This is a genomic window from Nocardia sp. CWNU-33, assembly GCF_046764895.1.
Classification (GTDB): domain Bacteria; phylum Actinomycetota; class Actinomycetes; order Mycobacteriales; family Mycobacteriaceae; genus Nocardia.
The window spans coordinates 12,291-26,750 of sequence record NZ_JBKOQN010000046.1 but is presented as its reverse complement, the minus strand read 5'-3'; the positions used below and the strand labels follow the sequence as shown (position 1 = coordinate 26,750).

The window sequence follows — 14,460 nt, the reverse complement described above, 5'->3', positions numbered from 1 at the left end:
CACCAGGCAAGACTTGACATTAACCCTCCTCGGTAGGCAGGCGCGCGCGAAAACTATTCAAAATGAGCGGTTTTCGCCGAACCAGACCGCGATTGAGGCAAGTGCAATGGCTTGCGGTCGGCCCAGTGGTCAATCGGGCAAACAAAAAACGGCGACCTTCGCCTATGCCTGACTGAAACCGAAAACATAGTCGAGTTGGGCACCCGAAGAGTGGTTTTCTGGATAATTTCGGCGACTCGCGCGGTAGATGTTTGCGCAGGTAGGGCGAGTGCGCAACGATTTGTTCATCGCCTACGAAACAGCCCCATCGAATTTCGACGTCCGCACTGTTCTGTCGCGGGCTGATTTGCCGGATGCGCGACGAAAGGTATTTTGTGACCTCGTTCGATGCCGTTGTCCGAAGTATCGCCGTTGCGATATTCGTCATCACCATGGCCTATAACGGGCCGCTCATCCTCATGGGCGTCCTGTTCGCGCGCCGCGCCGATGGATCGCTGGGTAAGCAACTCGCGTTGCAAGAGGGGTCGCCCATTGTGGTTCCGGCCGGCTGGAGCGTGTTCGTCCTGATCCCCTGTTTGAATGAAGCGAAGGTCATCGAGAACACGGTGCGTTGTCTGCTCGACGGGCAGCCCGGAGTTCGAATAGTCGTCATCGATGACGGCAGCGATGACGACACCGCCGATCTTGCCGAGGCCGCGGGGTCGGGTTCCGTCGCAGTCGTGCGGCGGTCGCTGCCGCAGGCTCGGCGCGGCAAGGGGGCCGCTCTCAACGCGGGTCTGCGCTACATACGCGGCCGCGCCGAAACCGAGGGCCTGGACCGGGGACGGGTGCTGGTGTGCGTGCTCGACGGCGACGGCCAGATGACGCCGGGTGCGGTGGCCTGCGCCGCGGAACTCTTCGAACAGCCGCAGGTCGGTGGCGCCCAGTTGGCGGTGCGGATTCGTGGCCGCGACACCGTGGCGCTGCGATTCCAGGACATCGAATTCTGGGCACTCAGCGCGCTCAGCCAATTCGGCAGGGTCGCCATGGGAGCGGTGAGCATGGGCGGCAACGGTCAGTTCACCCGCTTGTCCGCGCTCGACGAGGTCGGAGAGCGGCCGTGGTCGGACTCGCTGACCGAGGATCTGGATCTGGGCATCAGTCTGGCGGTCGCGGGGTGGACGGTCAGCTCCACCATGGGCGCCTTCGTATCTCAGCAGGGACTGAACGACGCTCGTCGCCTGCTACGTCAGCGCACCCGCTGGTTTCAAGGGCATATGAGCGCCATGGCACGCCTGCCCGAACTGTGGTCCACGTCCGGGATCAAGCTCACGGTCCGAGCGGAACTCACCGGATATCTATTCATGCCGTACCTGATCACCTTGCCCTGGTCGATCATCCAGCAGTATCTGCTCCTTCGCTTGGCGTGCGGACACAACCCGGGGCAGTTCGGTCTCGCGACCGGCCCGGTGTGGCAGCAAATACTGAGTGGTGTGGGATTGTATGCGCTGACTTTCGGCTGCTTCGTGGTCTGGGCCGTGCTGTACTGGCGGCGCACCGGTGATCAGCCGCTATGGAAATCGGTCGCCTATCTCCACGCCCAACCCCTGTGGATGTACGTCGCCTTCATCGCGGCCTGGCGAGCAGTGTGGCGCATCCTCAGCCGACGCCGGGGCTGGACCAAGACCGAACGTGTCGAAGAAGGCCCCGTCACCGTCACCACCTCGACATACATGAATTCGTCTGCCGGATATTCGCGTTCGGTCGAGACCGCACCCGCGGCGGATCTGTGACCGCGGAACTGCTCGGTCCCCCGATACACGCGATGCTCGTTCTCGGCACCCGGCCCGAGGCGATCAAGCTGGCTCCGGTCGTGCGGGCGATGAACGCCTCCGCGCTGTTCGAACCACTCGTGGTCACGACCGGCCAGCATCGCGAGATGCTGCACCAGATGCTCGATCTGTTCCAGGCATGCGATCGCATCGAACTCGATGTGATGCGCGAGCGCCAGCAACTATCTGCTCTGACCGCCCGGTTGATCGATGGTCTCGGCGAGGTGATCCGCGAGCAACAGCCCGATCTCGTTGTCGTCCAGGGCGATACGACGACAGCGCTGGCCGGCGCCCTGGCCGCCTTCTACGAGCGTGTTCCAGTCGCACATGTGGAGGCCGGCTTGCGCACCGGCATGCCGAACAACCCTTTTCCCGAGGAGATCAACCGCAGGCTCATCGCTCGGGTCGCACGCTGGCACTTCGCCCCCACCGCCCGCGCTGCCGAACATCTGCAGGCCGAGGGCGTAGCGGAGTCGACGATATTCACCACCGGCAATACCGTCATCGACAATCTGCTCTGGGTCCTGTCCCAGGGTGCGGGGCGCAACCACTTCGGCACCGACCTGCGCCACATCCTGCTCACCCTGCACCGCAGAGAAAACCAGGGCGACACAATGTGCCACATGGGCAGCGCTATCCGGCGGCTCGCCGATCGCGGCGATGTCGAGATCGTGGTGCCGCTGCACAAAAGCCCCGCCGTCCGAGAGGCACTACTGCCCGAACTGACCGATCACCCCAACATCCAGGTCGTCGAGCCCCTTGACTATATGGACTTCTCCGCCACCCTCGCCGCCTGTGACCTCGTGTTGACCGACTCGGGCGGCATCCAGGAGGAGGCGCCCGCCCTCGGCAAACCGACCCTGGTCTTGCGGACTACCACCGAGCGTCCTGAGGCCGTGGAGGTCGGCGCGGCAAAGTTGGTTGGCATCGAACCCGACGCGATCGTGGACGCGGCAGCCACCCTACTGGACGACCACGCAGCGTACAAGCGAATGGCTAACGCGGGCAACCCTTTCGGGGACGGCCACGCCGGCGACCGGATCGTGGCCCAACTGGCCGCGGACTTCGGACCCGCACCGGTGAAAGCTAGAGTGATCCCCGATCCGGCGCTCACCCGCCGGCAGCACCGAACCACCCCGGTAGGTGGTTGAGCAGACCCTGCTGGTTTTCACCAACCCACGCCAGGGGTCCGAAAGGCGGCGCGCGGCCCGGCCGCGTCGCGGTCGCCATCTTTCGGCACGAGCTGTTGACGGTCACGATTACCGAACATCAGGCGACTCGTACCAGCCGACAGCGAGCCAGGCCAGCCCTCCGCACATGCCGAAGCGTCGACGGCCGCGAAGGCATCAGTATCGCTGGCCGGTATGCGCGGTAGCCGATTTCCCTACGTTGGGAGCCTGCGGGTGACATGACGTTCCGCTGCGTGGTCTACAAGGCTTCCCGACGCACGCAATGCCGAATTAGGTGCTCGCGACACCCACCGACGGGCCCAGTCCTGATATTCCACAGAATCGCCAGCAGCCCACGCATTCAGCCAGTCAGCAGAGCGCCACGACTCTTGACCTGATCAACGCCAGGTGGAAGCAAGACACCCTGTGGGAATAGAACACGAAAAAAGCCCGGAAGAGGGAAAACCCACAGATGTCCGGGCCATGCTTTCATGGGTGGCTCGATGTAAAGCCCCTGATCAATGCCACTATTCGTATCAAAAAGTGGAGCTAAGAGCGTGTCTCATGTCGTGGTCTTCCGGGCTTTCGTGAGTTTCTTGAAGCAGGTCAGTGCTGCGGCGAGGGTGAGGAAGGAGCAGAAGTGTGTGTCTTTGCGGTCGTATCGGATGGAGAGTCGGCGGTAGCCGAACAGCCAGGCGATGGATCGTTCGATGACCCAGCGGTGTCGGCCGAGCTTCTGGCTGGACTCGGTGACTTTGCGGGCGATCCGGACACCGATACCGCGCTGACGTACCCACCGGCGCAGTTCGATGTGGTCGTATGCCTTGTCGGCGTGGAGTTTTCCGGGTTTGCGTCGCCGCGTTCCACGCCGGGATCGCACTGCCGGGATCGCTCGAACGAGTGGTTTGAGTGCGTCGGCGTCGTTGGTGTTGGCCGCCGAGACCGCGGCCGAGAGCGGCAGCCCGTTGCGGTCGGACAGCACGTGGATCTTCGAGCCGGTCTTGCCGCGGTCGACTGGGCTCGGTCCGGTCATAGGGCCCCCTTTTTGGCTCGTACCGACGCCCCGTCGCACACCACGCGGGACCAGTCGATCAAGCCTTCGCTGCCGAGTTCGTCGAGGATTGCGCGATGTAACTGGCGCCAGAGCCCGGCCTCGGTCCACACGGTGAACCGCCGATGCGCTGTCGGCACGCTCACCCCGAACGATGGCGGTAGCAGCCGCCACGCGCAACCACTGGTCAGCACGAACACGACCGCCGTGAACACCGCTCGTTCATCGGTCGGCGCGGTCCCACCGCCCTGCGGGCGCTCGGAGAACTTCGGCAGCAACGGCTCGACCAGCGCCCACAACTCATCCGGCACCAGCCGCCGCGACAGATCATCGACCACAGCCAGACATCATGCTGCACAACCGATTACGACACACCCCAGACCAACCTCAGCGACATGAGACACGCTCTTAGGGGCCACCGCGATATGGCTGACACTGGTGTCGGCACCGGCCATGGCCGGATTCGCCGCACCCCTCGACACAGAGACGCTGGTGTCCTTCGAATTCGGCCCAGGCGGAGCCCGCAGTAAATGCCACAGCGGCAAATCCCTGTGCGAGCCGAACGAATTCAAATGCGACAACGACAGATACGTTCAGAAACAATGGCTGTGCGACGGCGACGACGACTGTGGCGACGGATCCGACGAACGGAACTGTCAGTAGAACCTACGTGACTCGCTGTCCGCAGTGTCCGCTGAGAGGCGGAACTCGAGATCCTTCGTCGGGCCGGCCCAGCGTCGGCGGGCTGTCTGTCGCCGGTGGCTTACACCTCTGCGCCGAGATCGTCGACGACGTTCACCGCTGCCCCCGACGGTAATTCTCACTTCGGTCGATAGCGCGATGCGCCATCTGGCCTGAAATACGCTGGCGGACTGACTCGTTCGTGATGAGAGCCTGTCGTTCGGTTGGGCAGCTCGGTGCGGTTCACCGGGATCAACCCGCATCCGCACTCGACGCGTACGGTTTCCCCCAGCCGAGGCCAGCAGCGTCATCGCGCGCTCGTATCACGCCCAGGCCGATTCGCCGCTACCGCCGGATTCCGCGCAACTGCTCCTCATGGCGATGGTGATATCACCGATTGTTCTGTTCGCCGGGGCTTTTGGGCTGGTTGTGATACGGGCGCGACGCCGACATCTCGGCGGTTCGGTTCTCGCTCCCTTCCGGGAGATGTGGGATCCGGCGTGCGTCGAACTTACGACTCTGGGCGGGGGGTCAGGCCTCGCGCTGTGTGTAGCCGAAGCACGTCGTCGACGATGGTGTTCACGTAGTCGGCGTCGATAGCGAGCCCGGCGAAGAGCCGGCGGAAGATGAGCGGGCCTGCCAGCTGATCGATGACCAGTGGGAGCTCGGTGTCGGGTGACAGTTCGCCGTTCGCATCGGCGGTCTCCAGGATCGTCCGGAAACCCGCCGAACCGGCTTGGTAAAGCGCCTCTTTCAGGCTCTCGAACGCTGGGTCGAACGGGGCGCGGTCCAGAACGGCACGCATACCGTGTTCACCTACCGGATCGTGCAGCAGCTGCCGCAAACCGTTCAGTTCGCCCACGAGGTCGGTGCGCAGATCGCCGGACGGTGCACGCCGGACCTGGCCGATTCGCTGCACGATCGCGTCGTGGATCAGCGCCGCCACATCGGGCCAGTGCCGATACAGCGTGGTCCGGCCGATGCCACTGCGGGCGGCCACGGCCACATGGGTAACGCCACTCCAGCCCTCCTCGGCCAGCAACTCCTGGGCGGCGGTCAGCGCGGCCTGCCTGCTGCGCAGCACCCGGGGGTCCGGATCGCGCTGCGGTGCGCCTGCGGTCGCTTGCCGGACATCGTTCACCTGTCACTCCGTTCGCCGAGCGGACCGTTCCGGAACATCTTGCACCAAACCAAACTGTAGTACATGATGTTCCATATCTTTGGAACATCATGTTCCGAACTGTGTGAAAGGCGAACGATCATGTACGAATTCGAAAGGGGTGGTGATGAGCACTGAAATAGGGGTTCCCATCACCGCGGCGGTCGGGACGAACCGAAAGGGCCTGGCGCTGGCGGTCATCGCGATCGCACAGCTGACGGTCGTGCTGGACGTGTCGATAGTGAACGTCGCGCTGCCATCGATCCAGCAGGACCTGGGGTTCTCCGCGACCGGCCTGGAATGGATCGTCAACGCCTACGCCCTGGCGTTTGGTGGTCTGCTCCTACTGGGAGGACGCATCGCCGACGTCTACGGCAAGCGCCGGACATTGATCGCGGGCCTGGGTCTGCTGGTGGTCGCCTCGACCGCCGGTGGTCTGGCACCGGACGCGGGATGGCTGATAGGCGCGCGAGTCGCCCAAGGCGTGGCGGGTGCGCTGATCGCGCCCGCCGCGCTGGCACTGATCGCCACGACCTTCACCGAAAGTCACGAGCGCAACCGGGCGATGGGTGTCTATGCCGCGATGTCAGGTGCCGGTGGGGCACTCGGCAATGTGCTCGGCGGCGTGCTGACTACCGGATTGAGCTGGCGTTGGGTGCTTTTCGTCAATATACCGATCGGGATCGTCGCGGCTGTCCTGGCGCCGAGGGCCTTCCAGCGAACGGCGACGGCGGGTGGGCGCATGGACCTGGCGGGCGCGCTGACCGTCACCGCTGGTGTGTCCTCGATCGTCTACGGCCTGATGCACGCCTCCTCCGATTCCTGGGGCAGCGCAGGCACTTACGGGCCGCTGACCGGTGGCGCGGTGGCGCTGCTGACGTTCGTGCTCATCGAAGCGCGCCAGCCATCGCCACTGATGCCATTGCGCATCTGGGCCGATCGCAACCGCGCCGGCGCCTACGTGGTCATGTTGGTCGTCGGCGCCGCGACGATCGCAGTGTTCTACTTCCTCACCCTGTTCATGCAGATCGTGCTCGGATACAGCGCGCTCCGAACGGGCTTCGCATTCCTGGCGTTCGCGGTAGGCGCCGGGGCCACGGCCGGCATCAGCGGCCGGCTGGTCGGCCGGATCGGCCCGCGCCCGTTGCTAGGGGTCGGACTGCTCACCCTGGCGTCCGGATTGTTCTGGTTGTCGTTCCTCGACGCCGATGCCCGATACCTCGGCGATCTCGCGGGACCGCTCGTACTGGCGGGATGCGGGGTGGGGCTGTGCTTCGTCCCACTGACCCTGGCCGCCGTGGTGCGTGTCGACCATGACGCGGCAGGCATCTCCTCGGCACTGCTCAATACCTGCCAGCAGGTGGGCGGCGGACTCGGCTTGGCGGTGTTCGGGACCATCGCGGCAACGGCCGCCCGGCACCGGCTCGACACCGCGGTCCCGGGCCTCGGAGCGCAGGTGCACGCGGGCGGTGGTGGACCGATGCCGCCCGAGCTACGCCGGTTGATCAGCGATGCGCTCGCAGATGGTTACGGCCTCGCGTACCTGGTCGCCGCGGTGACGCTGGCCGTCGCGTGCGTGATCGGTGTCATCGCCATCCGCGAAGTCGCCGACGAGGGCGCAGCAGTTCCGATCGCCTGAAACCTCTCGAGAAAGAAGACTTTCGAATGAACCAACCCGACGTCACCATGATGATCCTGGTGCACAACGCTTTTCGTCGAGATCTGCTTCGGATGCAAGCTGCTGCCACCGAGGTGGGCGATGATCCGGCCGCGCTCACCGCGCTGCGGGCCGGGTGGCGGACATTCAGCGAGTATCTGACCATCCACCACACCTCCGAGGACGAGGTGCTGTGGCCGACGCTGCAGGCGAAGCCGGATGCGCACACCGCCCTGCTGACCCAGATGGCCCAGGAGCACGCACAACTCGATCCGCTGCTCGAACAGATAGAGCAAGACCTGGCTCAGGCATCAACCACCCATCTGGTCGCCCGGCTCGAGCGGCTCGCCGAGGTGCTCATCGGCCATCTTGACCACGAGGAGGGTGCGGCCCTGCCATTGGTGCGGGAGACCCTCACTCCTCAGGAGTGGACCGCGTTCGGCAACGATCAGCGCCGCCGGATCGGAATCAAAGGCGGCGCATGGTTCTTTCCGTGGCTGCTCGACGGGGCATCGCCACAAACCCGAGCATTCGCCCTCGGGCTACTCCCGCCGCCACTCCGCCTCGTCTACCGATGGGTTTGGCAGCCGCGCTACCAGCGGCATTCGCCGTGGCGACCACGACCGGTGGAACTTGCGCAGGCGGATCGGAAGACACCTGTTGCGAGTCGCTGAACGCCCAACTGGGTCGGGTTGCCTTCACGAGAGATCATCCGGGTGATGTCGTGGGCGGACACTTCACCAGAGTGGATCGACACCGCGACCCGGCACATGTCTTCCCCGGTGCGCATCTTCACGGCAGGCGGTCGGCTCGCCAGGAATTGAAAGTCCTGACGAGTGCGACGCTCGCGGCAGTCGATACCGCCACTCCAGCATTGCCCACCACGACCAAAGTGACCGTCGTGAGCGCGATGATGACCAGGGCCGCCAGCTCCAGCCAGGCATTGCTGCGAGGCTGGAGCGGCGGGCATGGTTGTCGGGTACTCGGCGGCCCTCACTGCGCCGGATCTTCCGCGCTATTTGAAGACGACGCCGCGACCGTCGAAGACTCCGCCGTGGCAGACGCCGGTGGAGGAGGCATACGGGTAGGTGTCGACGCGTCCGCCTCCCCTTTGGCAGTCGTTGATCGTGATGAGGCTCCCGGGTGTCTTGCCGATCGGGGTCGCGGTGGGAGTGGAGTCGGCCGCCGCTACTCCGGAAGCTGCGGCGACGGCGATGCCACCGGCGACGACGGCAGACCCGATGAGCGCGGTGAGTGCGTTGGACAGAGTTTTCATACGAATCTCCCCAGAGAAATCTGATTCTTTACCCGGGTGTCGGCCCGGACGAGAACTCACGGTAGGAGTCCTGACGCAGCCCGAGCCAGCCGCCTTACTCTGCGGCGTGAAAACCCTGCAGGTCAACGCCGTGATCCAGCTTTCCGGTCCGGAACCGGAGGATCGACCACTCGGTGCAATTCCGACTACTCGAATACCGGCCCCTGCCAGTCGGCGACCCCATTTGGTCGGGGCGTGAACGCTGGTCGATGAGGACAGGCAGTTGGTGGGCAACAAGGTCGCCCGGCGCCGGCGGGCATCTACAACACGTGGACCAACGACGACACCGGCGAAACGGTCGCGACTCCCGTTCCAGCCTTCCTACTGCAGGAGCTCCGCGAGGTGTCCCACTACGAAGGACCGAATCGCGTTGTGAACAGCATCGACAACGGCCGAAAGCCGGTCTACAAGGGGGTTGAGACTGGTAGGGGCCAGTATTTGAGTGTTCTGTATTCATGCCTCAATGACCGTGATCAGCGGCTGTGATCGCCGGGTGCGTAGCTCTTCCAGCTTCCCCCGGCGGCTGTCCAGATCCGGTTCATGTGGTGTGCGGAGAAGCCGAGGGCGTCGGCGATCACGGGGGCGGGTGCTTGCAGGACAAGCTGGCGCAGGGTCGCAGCCCGGGTTGCTCCGGTCGGCAGGCCGAGATCGTCGAGGACGGTGTCGCCGTCGCGGACGAAGGAGAGTAGTTCGATCAACCCCATCGGAAGCCAAGCCAAGCACCAATCACGTTGCCCGCTGCCCGAACCAGTACCCCGACATCACGTTGGTCAAGCCATAGTCGTTGTTTTTCGCACAAAACTACCGGGAACCAATAATGCTGCCCACCACTGGGAATCGACGGTATGGCAGGTAGAAACACTGCGGTGATGCGTTTGCGAACGACGACGGCAGCCGACTCCGGGCACGCCGAATTCACGGTGATCGTGCGAGAGCCGGTACCCGACACCGCCATGGTGCGGGCCATCCTGGATCTGTTGCGCGACACGGTTCTCGGTGGCCAGTGGATCGAACCGCGGCAGGTGGTTCGCATCGGCGGTCGGCTGTTGCGGGTCATCGCGCGCGAGGATGGCACGCTCGGGCTCGAGGAGGAGGTCACGCCCGAGGTGTGGTCGGAACAGGTCGACGAGACCATCACCGATCTGCATTATCAGCAGACCGTGTGCGCCAGACTCGAACTGGAGATGTCCGACGGCGGTGTCGCCGGACCGGATCTAGTGCCACTGCGTCCGTGCGCGCGTACCGCGGGCAAACTCGGGTTCCGCCGGAATGTGGGCACCCCAGAACCGGGCATGTCGGGCTGGTTCCTGATCTGCCTGGACGAGCACGACCATGAGCCCGGGGGCTTCTCGACGCTCGGACAAGTGCTGGCGGAGTTGCCGTATCTGCGGCAGTTCCTGGCGCTGCCGCCGGACACCACCGTGATCATGGAACCGCCGGTCACGCTGGCGGGCAGCGTCCTCGCCACTGTGTCGCGCCACGGTGCGGACATCACTCACGGCGGCATCTGGTTCGGGCCGCGATGGGCACCGCTATCCATTGCGCGGGCGCGGTACGGGCTCGGGAGTTTCGGAGATGGGCTGACCCGCACGATGATCGGTGAGCAGCTGGGCCTGCCCGATGTGGTCGCCCGGGTCGCTCTGACCTCGGCGGCGGAATCCGGGGCGTGGTGGGTGGCATGGGTGCTTGACGACATCCAGGACGCCATCGCCGACGGCACCCGATTCACCGCCGGGCAGACCGTGCGGTCCGGCTGGCGCACGCTGCGGCTGGTCGAGCGGCCCGATGGGCTGCTGGGCCTCGAGGAACGCGTCACCGGCGACCGTTGGGTAGAACAGGTCGACCATACGCTGCGCGAGTCGTGGACCCAGCGGCAGGTGGTCGGTGGACTGGGCTTGGAGGCCAGCATTGGCTTTCCCGCTGACACCCAGTTGGCCGCCGTCGCCGACTGCGTGGATGAGACGGTGTCCGCGCTGACGCTCTCGCGCGATTCGCTCGGCGACTCGATGCACTCGGGTTGGACGGTGACCTGCGCGCGTTCGCATGCGCACGGCGTTCGACGGACCCGCACCCTGTGGGAACTGGCCGAGTCACTGCCCTTCGTCACCGCGTTCTTGGCCCTGCCCGCACCGATATCGGTGCGCATCGACACCTCACGCGGCACCGACACGACCGCCATCCGCGCGCGAGTCCTGTTGTGGGACAGGGAACTTCTGCCCGAACCTGGTTCCTACACCGCCGAACTCCTGGGTACCGAGGCCTGATCGGGAGCGTAACGGGGTGTGAGACTGGTAGGGGCCAGTATTTGAGTGTTCTGTATTCATGCCTCAATGACCGTGATCAGCGGCTGTGATCGCCGGGTGCGTAGCTCTTCCAGCTTCCCCCGGCGGCTGTCCAGATCCGGTTCATGTGGTGTGCGGAGAAGCCGAGGGCGTCGGCGATCACGGGGGCGGGTGCTTGCAGGACAAGCTGGCGCAGGGTCGCAGCCCGGGTTGCTCCGGTCGGCAGGCCGATATCGTCACGGAGGTGGCCGATTAGGGTGCTGACATGCACTGGTTGGCCAGCTCTGCGGCCGGGGAACAGCCACCGGCTGTTCGAGTTGACGGTGTTCATGTTCTGGCGGCTGCCAGCAAGTTTGAGCAGCAGCCCGCCGAGGGGTTCAGGAACGGGCGAGGGTGGTGTGCCGAGCCGGATGAGAACCTGATCGCTGTCGGTGATGACGTCGGCGACGGTGAGGCGGACGAGCCGGGTGGCGGGTTGGCCGTAGAGCAGCATGAGCGCGGCAGCGACCCGTGAACGGATCGGTGGCCGATCGTCGGTGAGCACCCGCCGCAGCAGCGCGAGCCTGCGCGACTGGGTGATGGGTTGACCGGCGCTGGTGCCGAGGGCCGGCAGGGTCAGCTTCGGCGTGTGGCCAGCGTTCATCGCCCAGATCAGGAAGGGACGCAGCGCCTTTTTGCAGTGGTCCAGGACCTCAGCGTGCCAGAGATCGAGGTCGGCTTGGGTGCATCCACCGAGTCCGCGACCATGCTGGTCGAGCCAGGACAGGAACCGTTCGACCTGGTCCAGCGGGGTGCTGATGTAGTGCCGCCCGGCATCGGAGACCGGTCCTCGACGTGCCCGCCGCCTGCCGGTGCCGTCATCGAGTAGTGGGTGCAGCCTCGCGGACAGGGTGCACCGAGTGCAGAGCCTGCCACCGTGTAGTTCGCCTTCGAATCCGCAACGGGCGCAGAAAAAGTCGCGTGTGATGGCGGCGCAGTCCCGGCAGATCGGTGCGTGGTCGTCGCGCCGTCCGGGCAGCAGGCGCTCGACGCCGCATCCGGGGCAGCGCCCGTGATGCCGCACCGCCTTGGCGTAGCAGGTCCGGCAGATCGGGCCTTCCCAGTTCGCGGCCTTGGCCGCGCGGCGCCCGATTCGTACTGCTCTGGCGTGCAGGCGGGGCTCATTCCTCGGCGCGGATGCGGGCGCGTTTGGGCCGGATCTGGGTGGCCATGTCGACCACGTTGGCCTCGCCGGTGGCGACCTTGCGGGCCTGGTTCTCGGCTTTGGTGGCGATCAGTTCGGCCGGGGTGCAGTTGAAGATGTCGCAGAGCGCGGCCAGCACCGGCAGCGAGAGCCGTTCGGGGGTTTGGGTGACCAACCGCCAAACTTGCACCGAGGACAACTTGATTCCGCGGTCGTGCAGATGCGGTTCGAGATCGTTCGCGGCGAACATGCCTGCCGCGGCCATCATCTCACGCAGCCGCCACTGGTAGCTGACCTGCCGTTTCATCGGGTCCTCCCGGTCTTCTTCAGCGCGGCCGCCACGGTAGTGTCGAGTACTCGCCGCAGGGTGCGGGTGCGGTAGTCCGACGAGACACAGGTGTAAATCGACGTCGTGGACGAGTGTTCGTGGCCAGCCTGTTCCTGGACAAATCGAGCGTCGAAACCATCCTCGACCTGGTGGGTGATGTGGCTTCGGCGCAACGAGTGGAAATCGAGGGCGGGGTCCAAGCCGAGCTCGTCACGGTAGGCGGCGAGCCGGGTGTTGATCGAACTGAGTCCGATCCTCGGGCCTCGTTCGGAGGGCCAGCACGCTGGCGAGCCAGCGGTGGGGAACATCGGCCGATATTCTTCGATCCACTCGGCCAGCACCTCCGCCGACCAGTCCCAGATCGCCAGCACGCTTCGCCGCTTCGGCGTCGAACCTTTCTTGGCCTTGCCGTAACGGACGTATGTAACCCCGTACTCGCCGAACTCTGGACCATCGGGGTTGCGGCCGAAGTCGGCGGTGTCGAGCATCCGAATCTCATTGCGCCGCAACCCGAACGCATACGCCGTTTTCATCAGCGCAGCGTCTCGGAACGCCGGAACCCAGCCCTTGCGGCCGGCCGCGCGGATGCGCACCACTTGTTCATCGGCATGGTCGAACAGTGCGATCAACTCTTTGCGGGTGAAAGCCCGCTTGCCTGCATCGGATTCGGCCTCGTCGATGTGCTCGGCGGTGTTCCAGTCGTGGACCACCTGAATCGGGTGGGTACCGAACCGCTGCTCACACTCGGTCGACCACTGATAGGCCGGGTTGATCAGGTAGGCGCAGAACAGTCGCACCGCCTCCTGATAGTTGCGCAGTCCGCGCCTGCGCAGTCGCGGCGCGGACCACCTCGGGGCCTCGCACGCAGTCCTTGGTGAGAGCCTCGGTCGGCTCATGCGTGCTGACGGCGATTGGGTTCGGTCGCGGGCCACGAACTGGTTCGGCAGTCGCGAAGGTGCAACTTCCTCGCAGCAGATTGCCATGACGACCGCGATGGCCGTCCACTTCTACAGCCACGAGATGTTTGAGCTCCTGGCGCCAGCCATGACGGCCGCGATCCGGACCAACGCGCCGATTACAGCGGGTTGGAAATCCGAATCCACACCTCTGCAGCGGATCGGCGAGTGGGTCGTCGACGGAATTATCTGGGGGCACCTGTCCCTGACGGACCCAGTCCCTTCCGAATTCTTTGCGCTCGCCCTGGCTGAGATTCGCGGAGAGGCCATCGGTCACATCTCCTGGTCATTCATGCACGCAGACGCGGTGGATGACTCGATCCGCGACCGCTTCGCGTCACTGTGGGATGCCCGTGTCCAGCACGTTCGGGAAAACCCATACGATCATGAGGAACTAAGCGGCTTCTGCTGGTTCGTCAGAAGCGGAAAGTTCGATGTCTCGTGGTGGCTACCGCGATTGAAGCAGGCACTTGAGCTGCACCCACCGATCAGCAAAGAGCGCTACATGATTGGAAAGAACCTCGCCGCGGCGGCAGACCTCGATCCTCGTGGCTCCTTCGACGTCCTGAGGCTGCTGCTTGAAGCACACGACAACGGCAGCGCGGCTGCATATGATCTCAGTCGAAACTCGCTTCCGATCGTTCTTGCGAGAGCGATTGACTCGGGCGATGCGCAGCTCGCCGCCGAAGCAACCGTCTACATGAACGAGCTAGGGGAGAAGGGTCACCTCGGACTTGAGGACGAGGTGCAGGCGGTCACGAGCGGTGCGGTAACCCAGGACGACTTCGATGACTGACCTCGAGTCGAGCAGATCTATCGGAGGTGCGAGGTACAACCGTCGTCATGATCAAGATCGCGGGCCGGCCGG

13 protein-coding genes are annotated in these 14,460 nt (G+C 64.8%); 6 read left to right on the top strand and 7 right to left on the bottom strand.

From position 1 onward, the window contains the following. The first annotated feature begins 374 nt into the window (after window positions 1–374). Both ACLMAL_RS35475 and wecB read left to right on the top strand, forming a co-directional pair. Entirely contained in the window at window positions 375–1,772 is a 1,398-nt protein-coding gene (locus ACLMAL_RS35475; RefSeq protein ID WP_412003060.1) for a glycosyltransferase family 2 protein, read from the top strand. Beyond that, window positions 1,769–2,962, top strand: coding sequence for a non-hydrolyzing UDP-N-acetylglucosamine 2-epimerase (gene wecB, locus ACLMAL_RS35470; protein WP_412003059.1), 1,194 nt, complete (start codon window positions 1,769–1,771; stop codon window positions 2,960–2,962). Before ACLMAL_RS35475 ends, wecB begins: the two co-directional genes overlap by 4 nt. A gap of 580 nt (window positions 2,963–3,542) precedes the next feature. Here the strand turns inward: wecB and ACLMAL_RS35465 are convergent. Together ACLMAL_RS35465 and ACLMAL_RS35460 are read right to left on the bottom strand one after the other, a co-directional pair. Then, a protein-coding gene (locus tag ACLMAL_RS35465; protein WP_412003058.1) for an IS5 family transposase occupies window positions 3,543–4,369 on the bottom strand; the annotation gives its coding sequence in 2 pieces (ribosomal slippage) (window positions 3,543–4,027 and window positions 4,027–4,369; 828 coding nt in all). 854 nt (window positions 4,370–5,223) lie between these two features. Next, window positions 5,224–5,853, bottom strand: a complete 630-nt coding sequence (locus ACLMAL_RS35460; protein WP_412003057.1) for a TetR/AcrR family transcriptional regulator — start codon at window positions 5,851–5,853, stop codon at window positions 5,224–5,226. A gap of 145 nt (window positions 5,854–5,998) precedes the next feature. On the opposite strand from ACLMAL_RS35460, the gene ACLMAL_RS35455 reads away from it, so the two are divergent. Beyond that, window positions 5,999–7,510 (top strand): MFS transporter, encoded by a 1,512-nt coding sequence (locus ACLMAL_RS35455; protein WP_412003056.1) that lies wholly within the window; start codon window positions 5,999–6,001, stop codon window positions 7,508–7,510. A gap of 26 nt (window positions 7,511–7,536) precedes the next feature. Next, entirely contained in the window at window positions 7,537–8,202 is a 666-nt protein-coding gene (locus ACLMAL_RS35450) for a hemerythrin domain-containing protein (RefSeq protein WP_412003055.1), read from the top strand. A 341-nt stretch (window positions 8,203–8,543) separates the two neighbouring features. On the opposite strand, the gene ACLMAL_RS35445 is transcribed toward ACLMAL_RS35450, so the two are convergent. After that, window positions 8,544–8,804, bottom strand: a complete 261-nt coding sequence (locus ACLMAL_RS35445) for a hypothetical protein (protein WP_328404816.1) — start codon at window positions 8,802–8,804, stop codon at window positions 8,544–8,546. Between the two features lie 512 nt (window positions 8,805–9,316). Continuing rightward, complete coding sequence (locus tag ACLMAL_RS35440) at window positions 9,317–9,562, bottom strand: hypothetical protein (protein ID WP_412003054.1); 246 nt, start codon at window positions 9,560–9,562, stop codon at window positions 9,317–9,319. A 150-nt stretch (window positions 9,563–9,712) separates the two neighbouring features. Between ACLMAL_RS35440 and ACLMAL_RS35435 the strand changes: the two genes are divergently transcribed. Beyond that, a complete protein-coding gene (locus tag ACLMAL_RS35435; protein ID WP_412003053.1) occupies window positions 9,713–11,107 on the top strand; it encodes a hypothetical protein in 1,395 nt (464 codons plus the stop codon). A 76-nt stretch (window positions 11,108–11,183) separates the two neighbouring features. Here the strand turns inward: ACLMAL_RS35435 and ACLMAL_RS35430 are convergent, their stop codons facing one another. The 3 genes from ACLMAL_RS35430 to ACLMAL_RS35420 form a co-directional block, all read right to left on the bottom strand. Then, window positions 11,184–12,188, bottom strand: coding sequence for a hypothetical protein (locus tag ACLMAL_RS35430; protein ID WP_412003052.1), 1,005 nt, complete (start codon window positions 12,186–12,188; stop codon window positions 11,184–11,186). A 97-nt stretch (window positions 12,189–12,285) separates the two neighbouring features. Continuing rightward, on the bottom strand, window positions 12,286–12,615 hold the full coding sequence (locus tag ACLMAL_RS35425) for a helix-turn-helix transcriptional regulator (protein WP_330256898.1): 330 nt from the start codon (window positions 12,613–12,615) through the stop codon (window positions 12,286–12,288). Beyond that, a complete protein-coding gene (locus ACLMAL_RS35420; protein WP_412003051.1) occupies window positions 12,612–13,532 on the bottom strand; it encodes a tyrosine-type recombinase/integrase in 921 nt (306 codons plus the stop codon). Before ACLMAL_RS35420 ends, ACLMAL_RS35425 begins: the two co-directional genes overlap by 4 nt. Here ACLMAL_RS35420 and ACLMAL_RS35415 point away from each other — a divergent pair. After that, window positions 13,531–14,388 carry a hypothetical protein gene (locus ACLMAL_RS35415; protein ID WP_412003050.1) on the top strand — a complete coding sequence of 286 codons (858 nt, stop codon included), beginning with the start codon at window positions 13,531–13,533 and terminating at the stop codon, window positions 14,386–14,388. The two genes, ACLMAL_RS35420 and ACLMAL_RS35415, sit on opposite strands and share 2 nt — an antisense overlap. Window positions 14,389–14,460: the final 72 nt, after the last annotated feature.

Bases quoted from the DNA above. Each gene is read 5' to 3' on its own strand.
- ACLMAL_RS35435 (WP_412003053.1), top strand. From the start codon at position 9,713: ATGCGTTTGCGAACGACGACGGCAGCCGACTCCGGGCACGCCGAATTC.
- ACLMAL_RS35445 (WP_328404816.1), bottom strand. From the start codon at position 8,804: ATGAAAACTCTGTCCAACGCACTCACCGCGCTCATCGGGTCTGCCGTC.
- ACLMAL_RS35450 (WP_412003055.1), top strand. From the start codon at position 7,537: ATGAACCAACCCGACGTCACCATGATGATCCTGGTGCACAACGCTTTT.
- ACLMAL_RS35455 (WP_412003056.1), top strand. From the start codon at position 5,999: ATGAGCACTGAAATAGGGGTTCCCATCACCGCGGCGGTCGGGACGAAC.
- ACLMAL_RS35420 (WP_412003051.1), bottom strand. From the start codon at position 13,532: ATGAGCCGACCGAGGCTCTCACCAAGGACTGCGTGCGAGGCCCCGAGG.
- ACLMAL_RS35425 (WP_330256898.1), bottom strand. From the start codon at position 12,615: ATGAAACGGCAGGTCAGCTACCAGTGGCGGCTGCGTGAGATGATGGCC.
- ACLMAL_RS35415 (WP_412003050.1), top strand. From the start codon at position 13,531: ATGCGTGCTGACGGCGATTGGGTTCGGTCGCGGGCCACGAACTGGTTC.